Origin of the sequence: Bradyrhizobium sp. WSM1743 (assembly GCF_000473065.1) — a bacterium.
Taxonomy (GTDB): domain Bacteria; phylum Pseudomonadota; class Alphaproteobacteria; order Rhizobiales; family Xanthobacteraceae; genus Bradyrhizobium.
The window spans coordinates 16,489-35,847 of sequence record NZ_AXAZ01000037.1 but is presented as its reverse complement, the minus strand read 5'-3'; the positions used below and the strand labels follow the sequence as shown (position 1 = coordinate 35,847).

14 protein-coding genes and 1 pseudogene are annotated in these 19,359 nt (G+C 60.4%); 2 read left to right on the top strand and 13 right to left on the bottom strand.

Annotated elements, in window-relative coordinates; all coding sequences use genetic code 11:
- Nucleotides 1-9: 9 nt before the first annotated feature.
- From YU9_RS0121635 to YU9_RS0121625, 3 genes are all read right to left on the bottom strand, one after another.
- Nucleotides 10-939 carry a dihydrodipicolinate synthase family protein gene (locus YU9_RS0121635; protein ID WP_027574677.1) on the bottom strand — a complete coding sequence of 310 codons (930 nt, stop codon included), beginning with the start codon at nucleotides 937-939 and terminating at the stop codon, nucleotides 10-12.
- A gap of 159 nt (nucleotides 940-1,098) precedes the next feature.
- Complete coding sequence (locus tag YU9_RS0121630) at nucleotides 1,099-2,250, bottom strand: glycoside hydrolase family 88 protein (protein WP_036017762.1); 1,152 nt, start codon at nucleotides 2,248-2,250, stop codon at nucleotides 1,099-1,101.
- 248 nt (nucleotides 2,251-2,498) lie between these two features.
- Nucleotides 2,499-3,701 (bottom strand): CaiB/BaiF CoA-transferase family protein, encoded by a 1,203-nt coding sequence (locus YU9_RS0121625; protein ID WP_027574675.1) that lies wholly within the window; start codon nucleotides 3,699-3,701, stop codon nucleotides 2,499-2,501.
- 264 nt (nucleotides 3,702-3,965) lie between these two features.
- Between YU9_RS0121625 and YU9_RS0121620 the strand changes: the two genes are divergently transcribed.
- Entirely contained in the window at nucleotides 3,966-5,057 is a 1,092-nt protein-coding gene (locus YU9_RS0121620) for a LacI family DNA-binding transcriptional regulator (protein ID WP_027574674.1), read from the top strand.
- Nucleotides 5,058-5,221: 164 nt separating this feature from the next.
- Here the strand turns inward: YU9_RS0121620 and YU9_RS0121615 are convergent, their stop codons facing one another.
- Together YU9_RS0121615 and YU9_RS0121610 are read right to left on the bottom strand one after the other, a co-directional pair.
- Nucleotides 5,222-7,855, bottom strand: coding sequence for a CehA/McbA family metallohydrolase (locus tag YU9_RS0121615; protein ID WP_245266471.1), 2,634 nt, complete (start codon nucleotides 7,853-7,855; stop codon nucleotides 5,222-5,224).
- Nucleotides 7,856-8,056: 201 nt separating this feature from the next.
- The gene (locus YU9_RS0121610) at nucleotides 8,057-9,382 is read right to left on the bottom strand and encodes an MFS transporter (protein ID WP_063623735.1); all 1,326 of its coding nucleotides are present in this window, start codon (nucleotides 9,380-9,382) and stop codon (nucleotides 8,057-8,059) included.
- A 714-nt stretch (nucleotides 9,383-10,096) separates the two neighbouring features.
- Here YU9_RS0121610 and YU9_RS0121605 point away from each other — a divergent pair.
- On the top strand, nucleotides 10,097-10,879 hold the full coding sequence (locus YU9_RS0121605; RefSeq protein WP_051380474.1) for an enoyl-CoA hydratase-related protein: 783 nt from the start codon (nucleotides 10,097-10,099) through the stop codon (nucleotides 10,877-10,879).
- Nucleotides 10,880-10,937: 58 nt separating this feature from the next.
- Here YU9_RS0121605 and YU9_RS0121600 read toward each other — a convergent pair whose 3' ends face one another.
- The 8 genes and pseudogenes from YU9_RS0121600 to YU9_RS46030 all read right to left on the bottom strand — a co-directional run.
- Nucleotides 10,938-12,158, bottom strand: a complete 1,221-nt coding sequence (locus YU9_RS0121600; protein WP_036017781.1) for a substrate-binding protein — start codon at nucleotides 12,156-12,158, stop codon at nucleotides 10,938-10,940.
- A 150-nt stretch (nucleotides 12,159-12,308) separates the two neighbouring features.
- The gene (locus YU9_RS0121595; protein ID WP_198028282.1) at nucleotides 12,309-13,565 is read right to left on the bottom strand and encodes an amidohydrolase family protein; all 1,257 of its coding nucleotides are present in this window, start codon (nucleotides 13,563-13,565) and stop codon (nucleotides 12,309-12,311) included.
- Nucleotides 13,566-13,640: 75 nt separating this feature from the next.
- Complete coding sequence (locus YU9_RS0121590) at nucleotides 13,641-14,336, bottom strand: ABC transporter ATP-binding protein (RefSeq protein ID WP_027574668.1); 696 nt, start codon at nucleotides 14,334-14,336, stop codon at nucleotides 13,641-13,643.
- Nucleotides 14,329-15,063, bottom strand: a complete 735-nt coding sequence (locus YU9_RS0121585; protein WP_027574667.1) for an ABC transporter ATP-binding protein — start codon at nucleotides 15,061-15,063, stop codon at nucleotides 14,329-14,331. Before YU9_RS0121585 ends, YU9_RS0121590 begins: the two co-directional genes overlap by 8 nt.
- Entirely contained in the window at nucleotides 15,050-16,060 is a 1,011-nt protein-coding gene (locus tag YU9_RS0121580; protein WP_027574666.1) for a branched-chain amino acid ABC transporter permease, read from the bottom strand. The genes YU9_RS0121585 and YU9_RS0121580 overlap by 14 nt, the downstream gene beginning before the upstream one ends.
- A gap of 65 nt (nucleotides 16,061-16,125) precedes the next feature.
- On the bottom strand, nucleotides 16,126-17,346 hold the full coding sequence (locus YU9_RS0121575; protein ID WP_027574665.1) for a substrate-binding protein: 1,221 nt from the start codon (nucleotides 17,344-17,346) through the stop codon (nucleotides 16,126-16,128).
- Nucleotides 17,343-18,206, bottom strand: coding sequence for a branched-chain amino acid ABC transporter permease (locus YU9_RS0121570; RefSeq protein WP_027574664.1), 864 nt, complete (start codon nucleotides 18,204-18,206; stop codon nucleotides 17,343-17,345). Before YU9_RS0121570 ends, YU9_RS0121575 begins: the two co-directional genes overlap by 4 nt.
- 762 nt (nucleotides 18,207-18,968) lie before the next feature.
- Nucleotides 18,969-19,328 (bottom strand): annotated as a pseudogene (locus YU9_RS46030) (pyruvate kinase); the annotation flags it as partial.
- Nucleotides 19,329-19,359: the final 31 nt, after the last annotated feature.

The following is a 19,359-nucleotide window of genomic DNA, read 5'->3' as shown; positions in this document are numbered from 1 at the left end:
GCCCGCACCTCAATGTCCCCAGCGAAGAGCCAGCGGGTTGAGCTCATGCGCGAGCTCGATCAATCCAGCTCTCGTCGCCGGATGGATTTGCTCGAGCGGATGCCGCACGGCTTCGCATTTGATCACGCCGCCTTCAGCCATTACGCTCTTGGCGGCGCGCAGGCCACACTGGCGGTTTTCGAAATTGATGAGCGGCAGCACCCTTGCATACGCAAGAGCGGCTTCCTGCCTGTCGCCCGCTTTGTGATGATCGAGCACGGGGCGGAGCAGATCAGGCAAGAGCGCGCTCGACATTGTTCCGATCGCACCGGCATCGAGGTCTGCCATCATGGTGATGGCTTCCTCCCCGTCAAAAGGACCAATGATGACCTCACCGCCGAGCTCGATCAGACTGCGCAGCTTGGCAGCCGCAAACGGCACCTCGATCTTGAAATATCTGGCGAGCGGCACCGCGCAAGCGAGCCGGACGAGAAAAGGCACCGTCAATGTAACGCCGGAGAGCGGCGCGTCCTGGACCATGATTGGAATGTTGGCGGCGTCGGCGACCCGGCCGAAATGCCCGATCATGGCGCCTTCATCCGCCTTGAGGCTTGCACCATGATAAGGTGGCATCAGCATGAGGAGACTTGCGCCACGTTCGGCCGCATAGCGGGCGCGTTGCACCGCAATCTGGGTGCTGAAATGGCTGCAGGTCACCATGACGGGCTTGCGGCCCGCGACATGCGAGAGGCAGAGATCGACCAGAATATCGCGTTCCTGATCCGACAGCAGGAACTGCTCGGAATAGTTGGCCAGAATGCAGATTCCGTCCACGCCTTGATCGATCATGCAATCGAGCACGCGCCGCTGCCCTTCGAGATCGAGATCTCCAGATTCCGTAAAGGGCGTCGGAGCGACCGGGAACAGGCCGCGATAGACGGGAGTTTTCGCATTTATCATGTAGAGGATTCCAGACAGGAAGCAGTCAGTTGCTGTCGAACTCGATCAGCCCATCGCAGACATCGATGCCGTCGCACTTTTTGGACAGATTTGGCGTGGCGTCACAAACAAGATTGGTTTGGAGCTTTGCTCGCGTCGGAACCCTTTCGCGCCTCCTCATTAGATCCAGCCAGGCGGCACCAGATCGGTCAGGATGGCAAGGCATTCAAACAGGAAGTAGCTTCCGAAGATCAGCTCGACGTTCTGGGCCGCATCGATATCGCGCACGATCGCCTTTCGGGTGAAGCAGCCGCCGGTGAGCATTCCAGGCGGGCGCGGGTCATCGGGAGCAGTCGGTGTCAGGTATTTCGAGCTCAGCTGAGTAACTGTGCGCTCCGCAAATGATCGATATTTGGCGCCCTGCTCAGGACCAAGTGCGGATGCAAGGCGCAGCGCCGCGGCAGCAGCAATAGTAGTGGCTGCAGTATCCCTGCTGGTGTTGGGGATCGCCGGATCGTCGAAATCCCAGAAGGCAATGAGATCCGAAGGGACATGGTCGATCCACCAGTCAAGAAGGTGCACGGCGTAGTCGCGCCATAGCGGTTCGTCCGGGCGCACCATGGCGGCGTGAGCGGTGTAGAGCATCGCCCATCCCTGCGCCCGGCCCCAGGTGCTGATATCGCTATATCCCTTGTGCGTGTGCGTTCTGAGTACCTTTCCGGTGTGTGGATCAAGGGTGGAAGACTGGATAACTGAATTGTCCTGCCGCACATGGATCTCCAGGACACGCCGCATATGTGCATTGGCGACCTCCTCCATCCGGGCATCGGAAAGCTCGTCCGCGGCCCAATAGAGCAGGCCCGTCGCCTGGAGCGAGTCGATGCTGCTCTCGGACGCTCCGACTGCGCTCGCCTCCTCGGCATCCCTGCCCAACGGTATCAGTCCGAGGTGTGGATCGAACATATCACGAAGCGACCTTGCTGCTGTCAGAGCCACCGCGCGCGCGTTTTCTTCCTTGAACAGGATGCTGCCGAGGGCGCCGGCATGATAGAAGCCGAAGCCCTTGAACGCCGTAAGCCGCTCGGCACGCGGCAACATTCGGCTTAGCGCAGCACGCGCGTCTTCGATTGGGAACTGCCTGGGATCAGCGAGATGCGCGAGCCAAAGCTCACCAACAAATGCCCCGCCGGTCCAATCGCCATCGGGTGTAAACGTCCATTTTCCGTCGGCGGCATTCGCCCAGTGTGGCAAGCCCGAGCGTGCAGCGTCCCGAGTCTCGGCAATGCGCTTCAGCATACGCTCGCGCGCTAGCAGATATTGGCTTTCCGACATGGCTTCTGGCCCAACATAATACTCGCCGCGCGGCTTTGGCCTGACGGCAACTTAAAGCTCTTTACCAACAGATCCTGGACTGGCGTGAACGGTTAGTGTTCACCAGACTTCCAAGCGTGCCTTGGTTGCGTCGCTGCCGAGGAGCACGCCTCGTCAGCAGCACCCCAGGGAAGGCCGCGTGCAAGTTTATGCGGATCACCATACCCTCCTGACGTAAGCGTGCTACTTTCGAGAATCCTCGTTGTTGTTTAGTGATACGAGTCCGCAGCACCGATGGCGCCAGTATCGTAGAGATCCTTCAATTTCCTGGCGTCATAGCCCAGCTCTTTCAGAATCTCTTCCGTTTGCGCACCGAGCTTTTGCGGCGGCAAACGCACGCCCGGCTGCTCGCCGTCGTAGCGCACCGGATGGCTGACAAGGGTGATGGGAGTTCCGGTCGCGCCGGTCACGACCTGAAAATTTCTGTTGTGCGCAATCTGCGGATCCGCAACGACGTCCGCATAATCGTTCACCGCAGCGTGCCAAATTCCACGGGCCTCGAACAAGACGATGCATTCGGTGGTTGTGCGTTTGGCGACGCTGGCCGCAATGATGGCTGAGGCCTCGTCCCGCCGGCGATACGCCTCCTCGTCGGGAATTCGCTGGTCGGCCGGAAGGCCAAGCGCGTCTGAGAGCGCCTCCAGCGATCCCAAAGAGATCGCAATGTGGCCATCGCGTGTCGCATAGATGCCGTAAGGCGCGCCGTAGTACCATCCGGCCACCGGACCTGGCTGGCGGACGTCGTCAGGCCTTTGGCCGTTCAGGTAGCAGGTAAAAGATTCCATCTGCAGGTCGAGCGCAGCCGACAGCAGGCTAACATCGACGCGGCAGCCCTGCCCCGTCCGCGCTTTCCTCACCAGGGCAGCCAGGATACCTGCTGCAAATAAAGCGGCCCCGTGATGATCGATGGCGGAAACGCCGACAGCCCGCGGGCCCTGCTCGCGACTTCCGGTGATCATCGCAAGTCCTGAGAGCGCCTGGATCAAGAGATCCTGGCCTGGGCGATCGACATAGGGCCCGTCAGGTCCGTAGCCGGAGGCAGCGGCATAGATGATCGGCGGATTGATCTTCTTTGCATCCTCGTAGCCGAGACCAAGCTTGTCGAGCACACCCGGGCGGAAGTTCTCTGCGATGACATCCGATTTAGCGATCAGTTGCCTGGCGATAACCACAGCTTCGGGTTTTTTCAGATCGAGCGTGAGGCTGCGCTTGTTGCGGTTGCCCGTCAGAAGCAACATCGATTGGCCGTCAACCCGCTTGTCCGCCCCGCCCCATTTCCTCTGAAAGGCCCCCCCGGGCGGTTCCACGGCGATCACGTCCGCACCGAGGTCGGCGAGAAACTGCACGCCAACCGGACCCATCAGAAAGTGATTGAGGCTGAGGACACGAATGCCCTTCAAGAGATCGACCATACATCCTTGCTTTCGGTTTGACCTGAAATCGAGCTGTTGGCTCTCGATTTCTGAAATCGATTTCAGACTTAGGCTTTGCAAGAACCGGAGTCAAGCGAATCGACCAACTTTCGAATGAGATTCGCTTCATCCCGCTCCATCTGCGCATGAGAGGGCCAGAAAATAGCGCCGATGGCCCGCATAGAGGGCTTGAGAAGGTGGCGCTCGTGATGGTTTAACCCTTTTGAGGGGAGACCCTCTCCTTCTCCTGATTGACCAACGCAAATGGACAAGAAACCTGTAATCGCGCCAAAAGGCCGCCAGCAGCCGCGCGTGAAGATCGAGGACGTTGCCCGGAAGGCGAATGTGTCGCCGGCGACGGTGTCGCGGGTTCTCAATCACCCCGATATCGTACGGCCGGAGCTTCGCGACAAGGTCATGCGGCATATCAATGACCTGGCCTACACGCGCGATAGCGCAGCCAGAGCATTGAAATCGGGACGCATGCGGACCGTCGGCGTCATCGTTCCGACACTGGCTCTCGGTATCTTTGCAGAAGGCGTGGAAGCGCTCCAGAACCGCCTCAGCGAAAGCGGCTACACGCTGTTCATTGCGAATTCGCAATATGACCAGCGGCGTGAATTTCAGGAGCTGCAAAGTCTCATTGAACGCGGCATCGATGGAATCGTGCTGGTCGGAGCTTCCCACGGACGGGAGCTGAGGAGCCTGATCGAACAGGCGGGCGTACCTGTCATCACCACCTATGTTGCCAAGGCCGGCGGCGGCATCCCAGCGATCGGAATCGACAACGAAAGCGCCACCCGCGAGATGACGGAGTATCTGCTAAGGCTTGGACACGTCCGTTTCGGCGCGATTGCCAACGTTGTCGCCGCGTCCAACGACAGATCCCGCGCCAGGCTCGAGGGAATTCAGCGCGCGCTCTCGGACGCCGGTCTTCCGCTCAAGCCAAGCCAGATCGTCAAGGCCGATTATTCGCTTGCCCAGGGCCGTAGTGCCCTTCGTCAACTCCTCACCGATCATCCGGACACGACAGCAGTAATCTGCACCACCGACACGCTTGCCATCGGTGCAATGGCAGAGGCTCGCAAGATGGGGCTGGCCGTACCGTCCACGCTCTCCATCACAGGATTTGACGATGTGGAGCTGGCGGCGCAAATGGACCCGCCGCTCACAACAGTCAGCGTTCCGGCAGCAGAAATCGGCCGGGGAGCGGCCGATTATCTCATCAATGCCATTGCCGGAAGTCCTGTCCCGAGAAGTGTCGTGTTGCCGTATCGGCTGGTCATGCGGTCATCGAGCGCCCCGCCGCGATCCAGCGTCCGTCCCGCCCGTCGCGGGCGCAGTCGAGACCATTGATAGGGCCACAGTCCTGATAAGTATTGCAGAACCGTAGCCTGGCCTTCGTGTCCCAGGACTCGGTGACGTAAGCTGCTCGCCCCATACCATTATTCGCCGTTAAGTAGAGCTGGCTGAGCATGCGATGCGCCACCTGCGCGCCCGTCAATGGCACAAGAGGCTTCTCAATGCTCGCGTTCAACGTGAACGGAGTGAACGGGCGCATGGTGGTGGCTGGCGCCCAGTTCGTGCAATCTATGATGCAGGCGATGATGCGCAAGTTCCAGGGCAGCTCGCAGCCGCGAGTGTCGCGCTTCGTCGGACTTGGGAGCGAGCGTGTCCATATAGGCGATCGATCCCTCGATTTGAGCAAGGACCGAGACTGCATCCGCGCTGGCAAAGATGGGCATTCCGCCTACTTTGACATATGCCGCACTGGTGTGCGCCGCAATGTCGGCCTCGCGTCCGGCGACACTGCCCCGAACGCGCAGCGCGATCCAACATGACTCGCTGATGGGCAGGGAGAGCTGCCCCTTGCACGACAAGCCCTCGCATCGAACCTCCTGGAGGACCGTGCCATTACATATGAGCTCCACCCGCGCCGGCGGAACGCTGACCGATTCGATCCGCCAGTCGATCGTGAGGGTGCCGCCTGAACGGGGAAGGGCCACCGTGCCTCCAGGGCGACGTCCTTCAACGGCCATCTCAACCAGAGGCCCGACAGTGATGAAGGTGTCCCCGCTGCGTACGGCATCCATCCAGTTACGATACGTGAAGTCGCGTTCGCCCAGCTGCACATAGGTCCGCGAGCCCCCGAGGAGTGCGGCCGCGTCCATCTTGTCGGAGCCGGCCACCAGCGGCAGATGGTACCCGATGTTGAGGTAGCGATACCAATCGGCGAGACCAAATGCGCTGATCTGCGCGGTCCGCGGGTTGAACGACATCATTTCGATGGCGTCGACAAGGCCGAGCACAATGTCGGCCGCACGTTCCGCCTGCGGGTTCGGCGCGTGCGGCATGACCACCAGCCCCCCTTGCTGACGGCAGCGCTCCGCCCAGTCGGCCATGGTCGCCTCCAGAACATGGCCGATCGCAGCTTCGTTGGACCCGCCGCAAGAGAGCGGATTGATCATTTCACCTTCGTAGCCGAGCAGCGATATGTGCCCCAGAACCTGCATCCGGTTCTCCGTGCCGACCCGAACCAGGAATTCTCCGTCCCCGCCGAAATCCTTTGCCCCGATCGTCGTGCGTCCGTCGAAATCGGCGACGTTGGTGAATAGCTCGCCCCACTGTGCGGCGAGTAAGTTGACGACGTTGACCCCCTCCGCCTTGCCCTCAAGCAGCGCTGTCTGCGGGCTCAGGAAATGGACGTGCGTATCAGAGCTAACCCATCCCTGTTCGCGCCAGCGCAGCACACGATCGAGCTCAAAGGTGAGATTGTCCGTCCTTGCAGTGATTTCGACGACGGTGCGCAGCGGGCGCACCTCGAAACCCCTGCTGATCTCTACGAACACGGGCCCGAGTGGCAGGTCCGCCTCGCAACTGCCGTCAACGTAGGCGTACTGGTTCAGCCCATTGGCAAATTCGCCCGAGAAGTCCTCGAACCTGCCGGTATTGACCTTGCGGTGATGTCCTTTGGGTGGCAGATACTCTCCGTGCGCACCATGGACATGCAGCCGCGCGGCAACACGCACGCCACTGCCCTTCTCCACGATGCGGATCTTGACCGGCCTTGTGGCCGGTTCGACTGTCGCCACATTGAGCGAGGCGCCTGCGTTAACGCCACCTTCCAACGATCGAAGCTCGAACATGTGCAAGCGGCCATCGTCGGACCGCAGATAGAGCCTTGCGTCCGGATGCGCGGAGTACTCCACGATGACTTCGCTCCCGGAGCGCACGGGCTGCACATCAACTTTGGCGCCCAGCCAATCCGCTCTGGAGTACTCGAGCACTGCGCGGGCGGAGATGACCGTGCCGAGGTCCATGCCGATCTGCTCGCCCCGATCGTCGACATCGAGCTCGCCAAGCTTGTTCAGATGGACCCCGGGCGGCAGCCTCACCTTCAGCTTGCGACGGCCCGGGAGGCGCAGCGGGTGCTGGGTGAGCGCTGTCGTGGTCACCGCAAACAGAAGCGAGGTTTCCTGTTCCGCGCGCAAGCTCAACGCCGAAAGCTCCTTGTCCGGATAAGGATTCGGGAGGGCGTAAAGCCACACATTCTCACCTTGTCGATCCATGCGTCCCGATTGGGTGCGGGCCTCGCCCTGGAAGAAGCTCGCCCCCGGCGCTCTGCCGAGTACAAAATCCTCGCCGGTGCTTGCATGCACGATGGGGCCGCGCAGCGGCAGTGCGGCGAACGCACTCGCACTCCAGGAGATGTGGTTCTGCTGGATCGCGAAGCGGCGCAGCACCGGCACGTCGGTCTCGCTGCCGTCGGCATAGCGGAGCCCGTATGTCGCCACCCGGTCGCCGAGTGGATTGCCTTCGACAGGCAGCGTAGCCGGGCCGATCTCTCCGAAACCATCGGGGCTTGCACTGGGGCGGTCTGCCGCCACTTGCACGAACAGCACATAGCTCGCCATTGTCGCCGGCAAGGCGATGACGGCAGGAGGGGCCCCGGGGCGCAGCTCCAGCACATCCGGCCCCGTTTCGCTGCCGAAGAGAAAGGGCATGCCGCGATGGGTCTGGAGCCCGCGAAGCGAATCGATCCAGCCGGTGTCACCTGGGCGGGCGGCGAACCCTTCACCGGCATTTGCGCGCTTGGCGTTGAAATATCGCTTCAAGTCCACAGGCGTGAAGTGCGGCGATGAAGGTGCTTTCATGCTTCGGACTCCAGTTTCAGCAACTCAGTGCCTCGCAAGCATTCTTTGTTTGTTGTGAATGACTGCTCGCGCAAGGACGCTTGCGCCGACCCCATGCTCATGCCCAGCATGAAGAGATACGCGCGAGCTCTTATGTTTTGCACCTGACGTGGACGCTTTGCGTCCGTCGCGGGCACGGCGAAGCGCAGGGGCAGAGCGTGTTCATTCACCGATGTAGAGACGACCGCGCTTCTTGGCGATCTGGTAGACCAGCACGCTCAGGAGCGCGATCAACGATCCGTAGACCGGAAACATCCAGGCGATGTGCTCGCGTTGCAACCAGACCAGCAGATAGGGTGACGTCCCGCCAAACAGAGAGACGCCGAGCGCATAGCCGAGAGCCACTCCGGTGGTCCGCACGGCGCGCGGCATCAGCGTGGTGGCGATGAAGTTATAGAGGGCCATGTTGAAGCCTACGATCGCGCCGCCGAACACGGTGACAAAGAAGAACGTGACGATGCCCTTTTCCGAATAGAGCAGTGTCAGGAAGAAGCATGGGATGAGCAACAGGCGCAGCAGCGTGAACGCGCGCGAGGGTCGCACCTTGTCCGCGAAAGTGCCGACAAGAGGCGCCGTTGACATCCAGATCAGGACCATCAGCGTCATGATCCCGTACACATACGTGCTGTTCTCCTTGAAGACCGTGTTAGCCATGTTGGGCAGACCGGTGTTCCAGGCATAGTTGGCGATCTGCACCGACCCGATCACCAGGATGACGGCGAGCAGCGAAAGGCGGACGCTCCATAGCGTTTTCCACACACCGCCAGTCGTTTCCTGAATGCGCGAAGACTCGTCTTGGCGATGCATGGCTCGATTGATCAAGGTTTCCGGCACCGTCGTGCGCAGATAGATGATCAAAAGGCCCAGCACGCCACCAACCGCAAAGGGTATACGCCAGGCCCACTCGCGCATGGCTTCAGGTGCGACCGAGGCGCTCACCAGGAAGGCAACCAGGCTGGATCCGAGGTTTCCCAACTGGATGAATGTGCCGCCGATCAGACCAAGGTAGTGTCCCTCCTTTCCAGGTGGCGCCAGTTCAATTGCAATGGCGTTGGCGACACCAGCTTCAGCGCCTGTGGCAAGCCCCTGAATCAGCCGCATGATCAGCAGCGCTATGGCCGCCGTGACGCCGAGGTCCTTGTAGGTGGGCAACAAGGATATCAAAAGCGAGCAAACCGCCATGGCCGTGACCGAGATCAGCATCACGCGCTTGTGGCTGATGCGATCTGCGACCGGCCCCAGCAAAACAGCGCCCAGCGGTCGAGCGCAAAAGCCCGCCCCGTACACGGCCAGTCCCGCCAGCAGCGAGGTGGTGGGATCATCGGAAGGGAAGAAGTGCGGCGAGAGAAACGCTGCCATTACGCCGTAGACATTCCAGTCGTACCACTCCAGCGCCACCCCTCCTCCAAGGCCGGCGGTCATCCGCTTATTGGCAGTTTGCTTGTCAAGCTGGATGGGGACAGCGCTGGGCTGAGCAATGATGTTCATGGGTCCTCGGGCTCTAATGATGACGTTAATGATATTGCGGGTCGCGCGAGAACGAGCAGCCGCTCGTCGGCTCAACTGCGCCCGCCGCGACGGGGGTCTACGAGAGCGACGGCCTTGAGCAGGCCGGACCGCGGAAGCGCAGGCGCAAAAGGTGTTCGGGATGCCGGCGAAAAGCCCGCCTGGCTTCAGGGATTTGTGGGCCTCGCCTCACGAGCGGCCATTGCACGAGCCCAGTGGCGCAGGACGCCTCCACCGTTGCTTCCGACTTGCGCGGCAGCTCGCATAAAGCGCGCGCGAGATTCCGTGCCATTCGCATGGCTAGCCTTCCTCCTGTTGCTCTAAGCGCGCTTCTGAAGAAGCTGATGTTCTTATTGGACAGCGCGGCGTCACAAGACCCGTCGCATCGTCAGTGAGATCTTTCAGATGCGACCCACTCTCGCCGGTCGCATGCTTCCGGTTTCCCGCAGTATCGCGTAGTTCTACGTACGATTTCTGAAATCGATTTCAACGTCAATACGCATTCGGAACCACGGAGTCAAGCCGATTTCAGCAGTTAGGGCTGCCTCGCCGCTTACCGTCAGCGCCGCCTTGAGCGCGGGTCCGTCGGGGCTGCGGGAGACGAACAGCCAAAAACAGGCTCCAAGAAGGCTTATTGCTACGAAATCGATTTCATTTTAAGGCGTGGTTCTCATATTCCTTCAGGAGAACCGCTCTATGACCAAGTCGTCCGATCTCATCCTTGCGACGTCTGTCGCGCCCCACGTGCGCCTATTGGCGCTGAATAGGACATCAAAACGAAACGCCTTGAGCAACGAGCTGATCGTGGAGCTTGGCGCCACTTTACGCCGTGCCGCACTCGATGAGGATGTCCGCTGTGTCGTGCTTTGTGGCAGCGATGCGTTCTTCTCTGCCGGAGCCGACATCAAGGAGATGCGGGAGCGCGGCTTTGAGGCAATCGACAATTCCACCCGACGTTCTGCCTGGCGGGATGTCGCCAATTTCCCCAAGCCTCTCATTGCCGCAGTCGAGGGTATTTGCTTCGGCGGCGGCCACGAATTGGCGCTGCTCGCGGACATCGTGATAGCAGGTGAAGGGGCGGTATTTGGGCAGCCCGAGATCAACATCGGGATATTGCCCGGCGACGGCGCGACGCAGAGGCTAACACGCGTGGCTGGCAAATCACTGGCCATGCTGATGATCCTGAGCGGCCAATCCATCACGGCGCGGAGTGCGATGCAGGCCGGTCTTGTGGCGGAAGTTGTCGAAAGCGGCAGGGCGCAGACGCGAGCGCTCGAAATAGCCGATCTGATCGCGCAAAAGCCTCCCCGCTCGGCTGAACTTGCCAAAGCGGCCGTTCTCGCCGCGTTTCAGACCACGCTGGATGCGGGGCTCGAGTTTGAGCGGCAAGCGATCCGCTTTGCGTTCAGCACAGCTGACCAGAAGGAGGGAATGAACGCCTTCTTTGAGAAGAGGCCGCCGAACTATCGCGGGAAGTAGCCCCCGCGATCAGCTCGGACGCGGCGCCGGCGAAGCTCCCCCGCGCAACATGCGGCATTCAACACTCCTTCGGCTCGACCGGGCCGGCGCTACGGGCGACAATCTCGTATTGGCCGGCCTTTGCCACGCCAATGTACATGTTCATCCTGCAGTGGCGCTTGCCCGGCACCATCTCCGCCGGCCCGCCAGGCCCTTGCGCAATCTTGGCGTGGTCAAGCGCGGCAGCGACGGCCTCGCGGTTAATTGTACCGGCTTCCCTCACTGCGGCTTCCCACAGCTTCAGGCCTCGATAAGTGCCGGTCGCAGCACTACCTGCTGAGAACCGGAACTTGCCAGGAAACTGCTTTTCGTAGGCCGACTGAATTTTGGCGCTCACCGGATCTTCCACCGCGAGCGCCTTGTAATAGTCGAGGCTGCTGGCGAGGCCTTCGATCTCGTGAGCCTGGTTCATCTCGAGCGTGTTCTCGTCATAGTACACGCAGCCCAGCTGTCCCCCATTCCTGGAAAAGCCCGCTTCATAAAGCTGTTTGAAGAACGAGCCGACGCCCGGGGGAATGACGCTGTTGAATACCACGTCTACCTTGTTGGACGTGATGCGGCTCACGGTTGATGAAAAATCGATCTGGTCAAGCGGGTAGTACTCCTCGAACACCACCTCCCCGCCGCTGCTCTCGATCACCTTACGCGCATAGGCATTGATTGTTTGCGGCCAGACGTAGTTCGATCCAGGCAGCGCGAAGCGTCTGCCACCGTTCTTGATCAACCACGGAATGAACCGGTCGCAATTCTGCGCCGGTACCGGCCCGGTGCAAAACAGATAGGGCGTGCACTCCCTGCCCTCGTAGGCCTGCGGATAGATGTAGAGCGTTTTGCCACGAGAGATGATGATGTCCTTGATGGCGTTGCGCATCGAGCTCGCAATGCCGCCGAGCACCAGGTCGACCTTGTCTCGTTGAACCAGCTTGCGGACATTGCCAACAGCAACGGACTCGTTGGACGCGGTGTCCTCGATCAGGAGCTCGATCGGGCGCCCCAAGAGACCGCCGTTCTCGTTGATCTCGCTCGCGACCATGCGAGCGACATTGGCGTCGGTATTCCCGGCAAAGCCGAGTGCCCCCGTAAGGTCGGTCGCAATGCCAATTCTGATCGGGCCTTCGGCAGCGTTGGCCCAGTCAGGACGGATCACCCAGCTGCCCGGGCCGGCCGCAATGGCCGCAGACGCAAAGGCGAAATTGCCGAGAAAGCGGCGGCGGCTGAGTTGTCGGTGATCATTCAGCATCGAACTGACCTCCCTTGGCTCATGGCCGAGCTCCACGCGCCCTGCTCCTTCCCGCGGGGCGCGGTAACCGGAAAACTATCCGTCATTTTTCCGTTTCGAGCGGGCTCTTCGGCTCAACTTTGGGTAAAATCGCGTAACGAAGTGCAGCAATCAGGACAGTCTGAAAAACTCCCTCGCGTTCTCGCCAAGAATTCTGACCGCCAAGCGCTCTGCGTCTCGAGACCGAAAGTAACCGCTCGCGACTTTTTCGTTCAGAACCTCGCCGATGAGCCGGCGTGCGCCCTGTATCGCGGCAAACGTCTCCTCGACGTGAAGACAATCTCCTCCGATCATCATTCGCGATTCATCGGGCAAGACTTCAATAGCCTCGTGCAGAGCGAGCTTGAAATGTGACGGGCTCAACAGAAAAGACCAGCACAAATCAAGCCAGACATTTCGATACACAAAGGCCATGCCCAACAAGTCCCGGCTCCAGGGATAGGCCAAATGCATCAGCAGAAAGCGCGTCCGAGGATGACGCTCAATCAACCCGGTCATACGTAGCGGATGGGAGCCGCTTATGATTGCCGTTCCGAGGTGAGTTTGGACTGGCAGGTCGGCCTCGCCTGCGAGTTGACAAAGCAAGTCGACGACGAAGTCGCAGAACGCCTTGCGCGCCGCAGGGGATGGAGACCTTTGTCCCCAGGCCTGCCGAGCCAGCTCCTCGTTCGGTTCGTCAAAGCTTAGATCCCGGTCATAGGCGAGCGCGTTTTTGAGCGCAACGTGATTGCGCCGGGCGCAGCCGGCTACGAGCTCGCGGATCGCGTCGCAATAATCCTCGAAGGTTTTCACCTCTATGCCGAGGCGCCGCAGCAACGTATGGCCGCAATTTCCATTATGGTCGCGGGATTCGGGGTGCCAGCCGAGCGCGAATGCGTTGATCCGCAGGACCGCATCGTAACTTTGCCCAAGGACCGGGCGCGGATCCATTAACGGATCGAGAAAAGGGTCCGTTACGATCCTCCCGATGGCGGCGCGCCTAATCACTTCACTTGGCCATGTCGCCTCCTTGTGGCGCAAGCGCACTGAGGCGTCTACCGCCTCCCAGTTGTCGCGCGTGATGCCGGTCTCGGCGAAGCCGTAAAGCTCGGCGATACCGCCGGTGAGGTTACGAACGAATGCATTTGAGCCGCTGCTCTCCAGGAACGGAGCAAGGGCCTCCCAGGTGGTTGGCTCGGTAGCGGTAGATAACATATCGCCCGTCGCCTTGGGCTCGGATGGCAACACGTGGCTCGTCCAAGCCGCATAGCTCTGTTGGAACAGTTTTAAAAGATTCACGTCCCTGCTATGTGCGACCTCGGGCATGTGATGTTCATGGACATCGATGACTTGGCACGCATTCACAAAATCACTCATGGTTTTGGACATCGTCTCTCTCTGTTCAGTCATCTCAAGGAACTTCAACGCGCCATCTTTCGGGCTTGAGATGGCAGCGGGACGCCTCTAGGGCGCTAGATACGTCAACAGCCGCGGGTCGTCGCGCAGCTGTTGCGACGGGCCCGACAGCGCGACACGGCCGCGATCGAGCACATAGGCGTGCTCCGCGACACGCATTGCGAGATCGAGATGTTGCTCGACGATGATGATGGCGATCTCTCTGGCTAGTTCGATCAAGCGCTCGGTGATCTCCTCGATGACGCCGATCCAGACACCCTCGGTCGGCTCATCCAGCAGGAGGAGCTTAGGGTTTCCGAGCATCGCGCGGGCGATTGCGAGCATCTTGCGCTCGCCACCGGACAGCGTTCCGGCCGGCTGATCCAGGCGCTGGCCGAGTTTTGGAAACATCCTCATGACCCGGTCCACTGCCGATCCATTGCGGTGCAAAAGCGATCCGACGGCGAGATTGTCGCGCACGGACAGGCGCGCGAACACTGAATGCTCTTGCGGCACATATCCAATGCCGGCCCGCACCCGCTCTTCAGTGCGGCGGCGATCGATGTCTTGGCCGTTGAATTGCACGCCGCCCTTCCATGCCGGCAGTTCGCCCACGATCGCCTTCATGAGCGTGCTCTTTCCGGCTCCGTTGCGGCCGAGGACGGCCACACCGCCGCGCGGCGGGACGGCCATATTGACGCCGAACAGGACCTGGCTGCGTCCATAGCCGGCGTCGAGATGCTTGATATTGAGGAATTCAGGCACGGCGCAAATAGATCTCCTGGACGCTTCTGTTGACCTGGATCTCGGCAACCGTCCCCGACGCCAGAACCTTGCCCTGATCGAGCACGGTTAGCCGGTCGCAGATGTCGCGGATGAAATCCAGGTCGTGCTCCACGATGACAAGCGAGCAATGCTGCTTGATGGGCTGCAGCAACTCGCCCGTGACGCGGCGCTCCTCCAGGCTCATGCCTCCGGTCGGCTCGTCCAAGAGCAGAAGGCGCGGCCGGCATGCGAGCGCCATTGCGATCTCCAACCATTGCTGCTGCCCGTGAGAAAGGGTCGCCGCAGCATCAAAGGCGCGATCGGCGAGCCGGAATTGGAGAAGCATCGTCATGACCTCCTCGTGCAGTCGTCCCCGACTGCGCGAGAACGCCAGATCCAGCAGTGACGACCGGGCCTGCAGCGCGAGCAGGATGTTGTCGTAAAGAGTGAGGGTCGGTAGCACGGCGGTGATCTGGAATTTCAGGCTCATGCCCGCTCGCGCACGCTCTGGCGGCGTCAACGAGGTGACGTCAGTATTGATGAAGGTCACCTTGCCTCGGGTCGGCACGAGCGCACCTGCAAGACACTTCATCAGCGTGCTCTTGCCCGAGCCGTTCGGCCCGATCAGGCCATGAAACTCTTTCTCGCCGACGGTGAGCGCTGCTCCGTCCAACGCGGTGAGCTTGCCAAAGACCTTAGAGATGTCCACGGCTTCAAGGAGCGGCATTGCGCTTCTCCTTCACGCCCGGGCCGAAATGACCTACACGTTCCCGCTCGCCCAGCACGAGGCTTATCAAGCCGAGGGGCCGGAACATAATGACGAGCAACAGCAAAACGCCGAGAATGATCGGCCAGATATCGCGATAATTGTCGGAGAGCCAGAAGCTGAGGCCCTCAACAATCGCGGTGCCGATGACCGCACCGATCAATGTCCCGGAGCCGCCGAACAAGACGTAGAGCACGACCTGGGTCGACATGACCACGCCCAGCATGTTCGTCCAGACGAAGCCCTCGTGAAACGCATAGAGGCTACCGGCAGTACCTGCGATCGCGCCGCTGATTGCGAATATGATCGCCTTCAAATGTTGCACTTTGTACCCGAAGAAGGCGATGCGCTGTTCGTTCTCTCGCAATCCCGCCAGTGCCAGACCGAACTGCGACCGCAGCAAAAAGCGCGACATAAGGTAGATCAGAACCAGAATGGCGAGAACCAGATAGTAAAATCCTGGCCCCTCGCTCATTTCGTGCGAGCCGATTGTCATCGGTGGGATCGAAGGGATACCGTTCTGGCCGCCAAGGTAATGAGAACCCCGAGCCAGCCGGTCGGCTGCGTAAGCTCCGGTCATAGTACCAAGCGAAACGAAGACCACACTCGAGGGGTGACGGCCAAGCAGCAGGGAGCCTGCCAGCAACAATGCCGCGACCAAGCCTATCAGGCTTCCGGCCGGAAGAACGGCAAAGATCGATTCGACTCCGAAGTCGCGTGAAAGCAGCGCTACAGCGTAGCCGGCCATGCCGAAGAACAGCGACTGGCCCAAGCTCAATATCCCGGCATAGCCCCACACCAGGTCGAACGACAACGCGAAGAGGCACAGGATGAGCACTCGCGTTGCATAGACAGTGATGTAATCCCGCAGGACGAGCGGTGCGATCGAAGCGGCAATCAGCAATGCCAGTTCGAGAATTGGAAGCACCTTCGTTCGCGCTGCGAAGGCAGATGCCATGACGGGCGAACGAGCAGCTTCAATCACCTGTGGCGGGGGCTGTATGCCAGTGCCGGTCGATGACATCAGCATTCCTTCGGATCGACCAGGCCGGCGCTACGCGCCACAATCTCGTACTGGCCGCCCTTCGCCACTCCAATGTACATGTTCATCCTGCAGTGGCGCTTGCCGGGCGCCATTTCAGCGGGCCCGCCCGGCCCTTCCGCAATCTTTGCGTGGTCGAGGGCGGCGGCTACCGCGTCGCGGTCAATTGTACCGGCCTCCTTCACCGCAGCTTCCCACAGCTTCAATCCTCGATAGGTGCCGGTCGCGGCGCTGCCTGCCGAGAACCGGAATTTGGCAGGGAACTGCTTGTCGTAAGCCGACTGAATCCTGGCGCTCACCGGATCCTCCGCCGCGAGCACCTTGTAGTAGTCGAGGCTGCTCGCGAGCCCTTCAATCTCCTGGGCCTGGTTCATTTCCAGGAAATTTTCGTCGTAATAGACGCACCCCAGCCGCCCGCCGTTTTTGGAGAAGCCGGCTTGATAGAGCTGTTTGAAGAACGGGCTAACGCCCGGCGGGACAATGGCGTTGAACACCACGTCGACTTTGTTGGATATGATGCGGCTAACTGTAGAGGAAAAGTCGATCTGGTCGAGCGGGTAGTATTCTTCAAAGACGATTTCGCCACCGCTGCTCTCGATTACCTTGCGTGCATAGGCATTGATTGTTTGCGGCCAAACATAGTTGGAGCCAGGCAGTGCGAAGCGTTTGCCACCGTTTTTGATTAACCAGGGAATGAACTGATCACAATTCTGTGCCGGTACCGGCCCGGTGCAGAACAGATAGGGCGTGCACTCTTTACCTTCGTAACCTTCCGGATAAATATAGAGCGTTTTGCCGCGAGAGATAATGACGTCCTTAATCGCATTGCGCATCGAGCTCGAGATACCGCCGATCACCAAGTCGACCTTGTCTCGCTGGATCAGCTTGCGCACATTTCCCACGGCGACGGATTCGTCGGAGGCAGTATCTTCAATTAGGAGTTCGATCGGGCGTCCCAACAGGCCGCCGGAGTCGTTGATCTCCTTGACCAGCATGCGAGCGACATTGGCGTCGGTGTTGCCGGCAAAGCCGAGTGACCCGGTAAGATCGGTCGCAATGCCAAGCCTGATCGGGCCTTCCGCGGCATTTGCCCAATCCGGGCGAATTATCCAGCTGCCCGGACCCGCCGCGATGGCGGCGGAGGCGAAGGCGAAATTGCCGAGAAAGCGTCGGCGGCTCAGTTGACGGCTGGCGTTGATCATCGGTTGACCCCTCTTCCCGAAACAAGGCCTTGCGGCCGGAGCTTGATGAAAATGATGGCGAGCACGAACACCAGAACGTCGGCGATAACCGGTGACATCAGCCAAGGCAGCCAGGCACTGAACGTGCCGATGACGCTGGCGCCAGCGACTGGGCCGGCGAAGGACCCGACGCCACCGACCATCACGGCAACGAAACCTTGGATAAGAAAGCGAATGCCGAGATCGGCAAATAATGAAAAGACCGGCACGATCAGCGCGCCGGCGAGACCCGCGAGTGCCGCACCAAATGCAAAGGTGATGCTGTATATCATGCCCGTGGAGATGCCCGAGGCACGCGCCAGCTGTGGGTTCTCCAGCGAAGCGCGGACTCGCAGGCCGAACGAGGTGTAGGCGAGCAGCGCATGGCTCGCGGCCATGACCAACAAAGTGATGATGACGATGACGCCGCGCCAGGTGGCGAAATGCAGGCTTCCGATCGTGATAGAGCCACTGATTGGCTCCGGCACCGAGAGATACAGTCCCCCAGTCAGGCCGCGCACGGCTTCGCGAATGATCAGCCCCAGCGCGTAGGTGCCAAGCATGGCGACGATTGGAGCGGCATAGAATCGGCGCACCACGAGTTTTTCCAGGACGAAACCAAGCGTGCCGACCGCGACGGGCGCGGCAAGCATGCCGAGCGGGACCGGCAAACCGACGCTGTGCACGAGATAAGTGACGTAAGCGCCGAGCAGGACGAACTCGCCTTGGGCGAAGTTGAAGATGCCCATCATGCTGGCAATGATCCCGAGACCGAGCACGACCAGCACAACAATGGCACCAAAGCTCAAAATCTCGAAAGTCGCGATAAGTAGCGTATCCATGCTGCTGCGTCACATTCCCTGGGCTTGCGAGCAAATCATCTTCACGTCGAGCGCTCGAAGGCGTGAGCTGCACGTTGGAATGCGAAGGGCTGCTGGCACGAGAGCGCTCCTGGAAGGTCATCCCGGCAATGGGAGTTGCAGGCGATGGTGGGCTTCTTGGGCGGCCCGCCTCTCGGCGCTTCATTCACGACATGCGGTGCGAGATTGCCTAGAGTAACGTAGGGATATCTGAGTAATCTTGGGTAATGTTCGCCGGACAAGCGACATTGCGCCCGCCTCAAAGGGAGCCCTCCGGCGGGTGCCTAACGTTCTCGCCAGCCCAATTTCGCGGCCAAAAGCGATAGAAGAGCTATCCGCATGCCCTAACCGCGTCGCAGGCGGGGACACGCGTGCCGCGGCGAACGATGCCGAACCATGGGAGGAAACCAGACGAGAGGACGCACCACTTCACAATGGCCGCCGGCGGTTAGTTCAGCGCCAAAAAGGATGAAGTTATTTGGACCGAATACCTGGCTTGCCAACGAGCGGAAATGTAAATTCAATTCCGGCACCGGCAAACTTGTCCAGAGGGTTTGAAGCAACTCGTCGGACGCGGGAGGCGTTTCGTTATACTCTTCCAGTCGCCGGATGACGGCGCATGATGAGCCGCTTCGCTCGGCCAACTGCTCACCGACCAGTGAAGCATCGCCCGGACGGCTCGCAACTGTCTCCCCAGTAAGCTTTGATGTACCTTTCCGCTCCCTCGCGAGTCTAATGCGCTTCTGGATAAGCGGCTGCGAATATTTCTGGATGAGGCAGCGGAATGGACTGCTTCCCGCCCGTCCTTTCGCCTAGTGTGAAGCAACGGTCTCCCCGGCATCCAGCGCGAGCTTGCCTTCATCGAGCCGGCCAATGCGGATCTTCGGGCCTTGCAGATCCTGCAGCACGCTGATCGGCCGATCGAATTCCAGCTCCAGCGCACGGATCCGAGGCGGGCACACGTGCGTGATCGTCATGGGTCCCGTGGCTGAAGTTCAGCCTGAAAGTATCAGCCCCCGAAAGATAGAGCGCACAAAGCTTTTCAGGTGATGCGGTTGCCGGCCCAACGGTTGCGACGATCCTGGCATGGCGTGAGCGGCGCATCGTGGCCGTCCAGGTCAGAAGATAAGCCCGG

Excerpts from the sequence above, each read along its gene's own strand:
- YU9_RS0121635 (WP_027574677.1), bottom strand. The coding sequence starts at position 939 with ATGATAAATGCGAAAACTCCCGTCTATCGCGGCCTGTTCCCGGTCGCT.
- YU9_RS0121630 (WP_036017762.1), bottom strand. The coding sequence starts at position 2,250 with ATGTCGGAAAGCCAATATCTGCTAGCGCGCGAGCGTATGCTGAAGCGC.
- YU9_RS0121625 (WP_027574675.1), bottom strand. The coding sequence starts at position 3,701 with ATGGTCGATCTCTTGAAGGGCATTCGTGTCCTCAGCCTCAATCACTTT.
- YU9_RS0121620 (WP_027574674.1), top strand. The coding sequence starts at position 3,966 with ATGGACAAGAAACCTGTAATCGCGCCAAAAGGCCGCCAGCAGCCGCGC.
- YU9_RS0121615 (WP_245266471.1), bottom strand. The coding sequence starts at position 7,855 with ATGAAAGCACCTTCATCGCCGCACTTCACGCCTGTGGACTTGAAGCGA.
- YU9_RS0121610 (WP_063623735.1), bottom strand. The coding sequence starts at position 9,382 with ATGAACATCATTGCTCAGCCCAGCGCTGTCCCCATCCAGCTTGACAAG.
- YU9_RS0121605 (WP_051380474.1), top strand. The coding sequence starts at position 10,097 with ATGACCAAGTCGTCCGATCTCATCCTTGCGACGTCTGTCGCGCCCCAC.
- YU9_RS0121600 (WP_036017781.1), bottom strand. The coding sequence starts at position 12,158 with ATGCTGAATGATCACCGACAACTCAGCCGCCGCCGCTTTCTCGGCAAT.
- YU9_RS0121595 (WP_198028282.1), bottom strand. The coding sequence starts at position 13,565 with ATGTCCAAAACCATGAGTGATTTTGTGAATGCGTGCCAAGTCATCGAT.
- YU9_RS0121585 (WP_027574667.1), bottom strand. The coding sequence starts at position 15,063 with ATGCCGCTCCTTGAAGCCGTGGACATCTCTAAGGTCTTTGGCAAGCTC.
- YU9_RS0121580 (WP_027574666.1), bottom strand. The coding sequence starts at position 16,060 with ATGGCATCTGCCTTCGCAGCGCGAACGAAGGTGCTTCCAATTCTCGAA.
- YU9_RS0121575 (WP_027574665.1), bottom strand. The coding sequence starts at position 17,346 with ATGATCAACGCCAGCCGTCAACTGAGCCGCCGACGCTTTCTCGGCAAT.
- YU9_RS0121570 (WP_027574664.1), bottom strand. The coding sequence starts at position 18,206 with ATGGATACGCTACTTATCGCGACTTTCGAGATTTTGAGCTTTGGTGCC.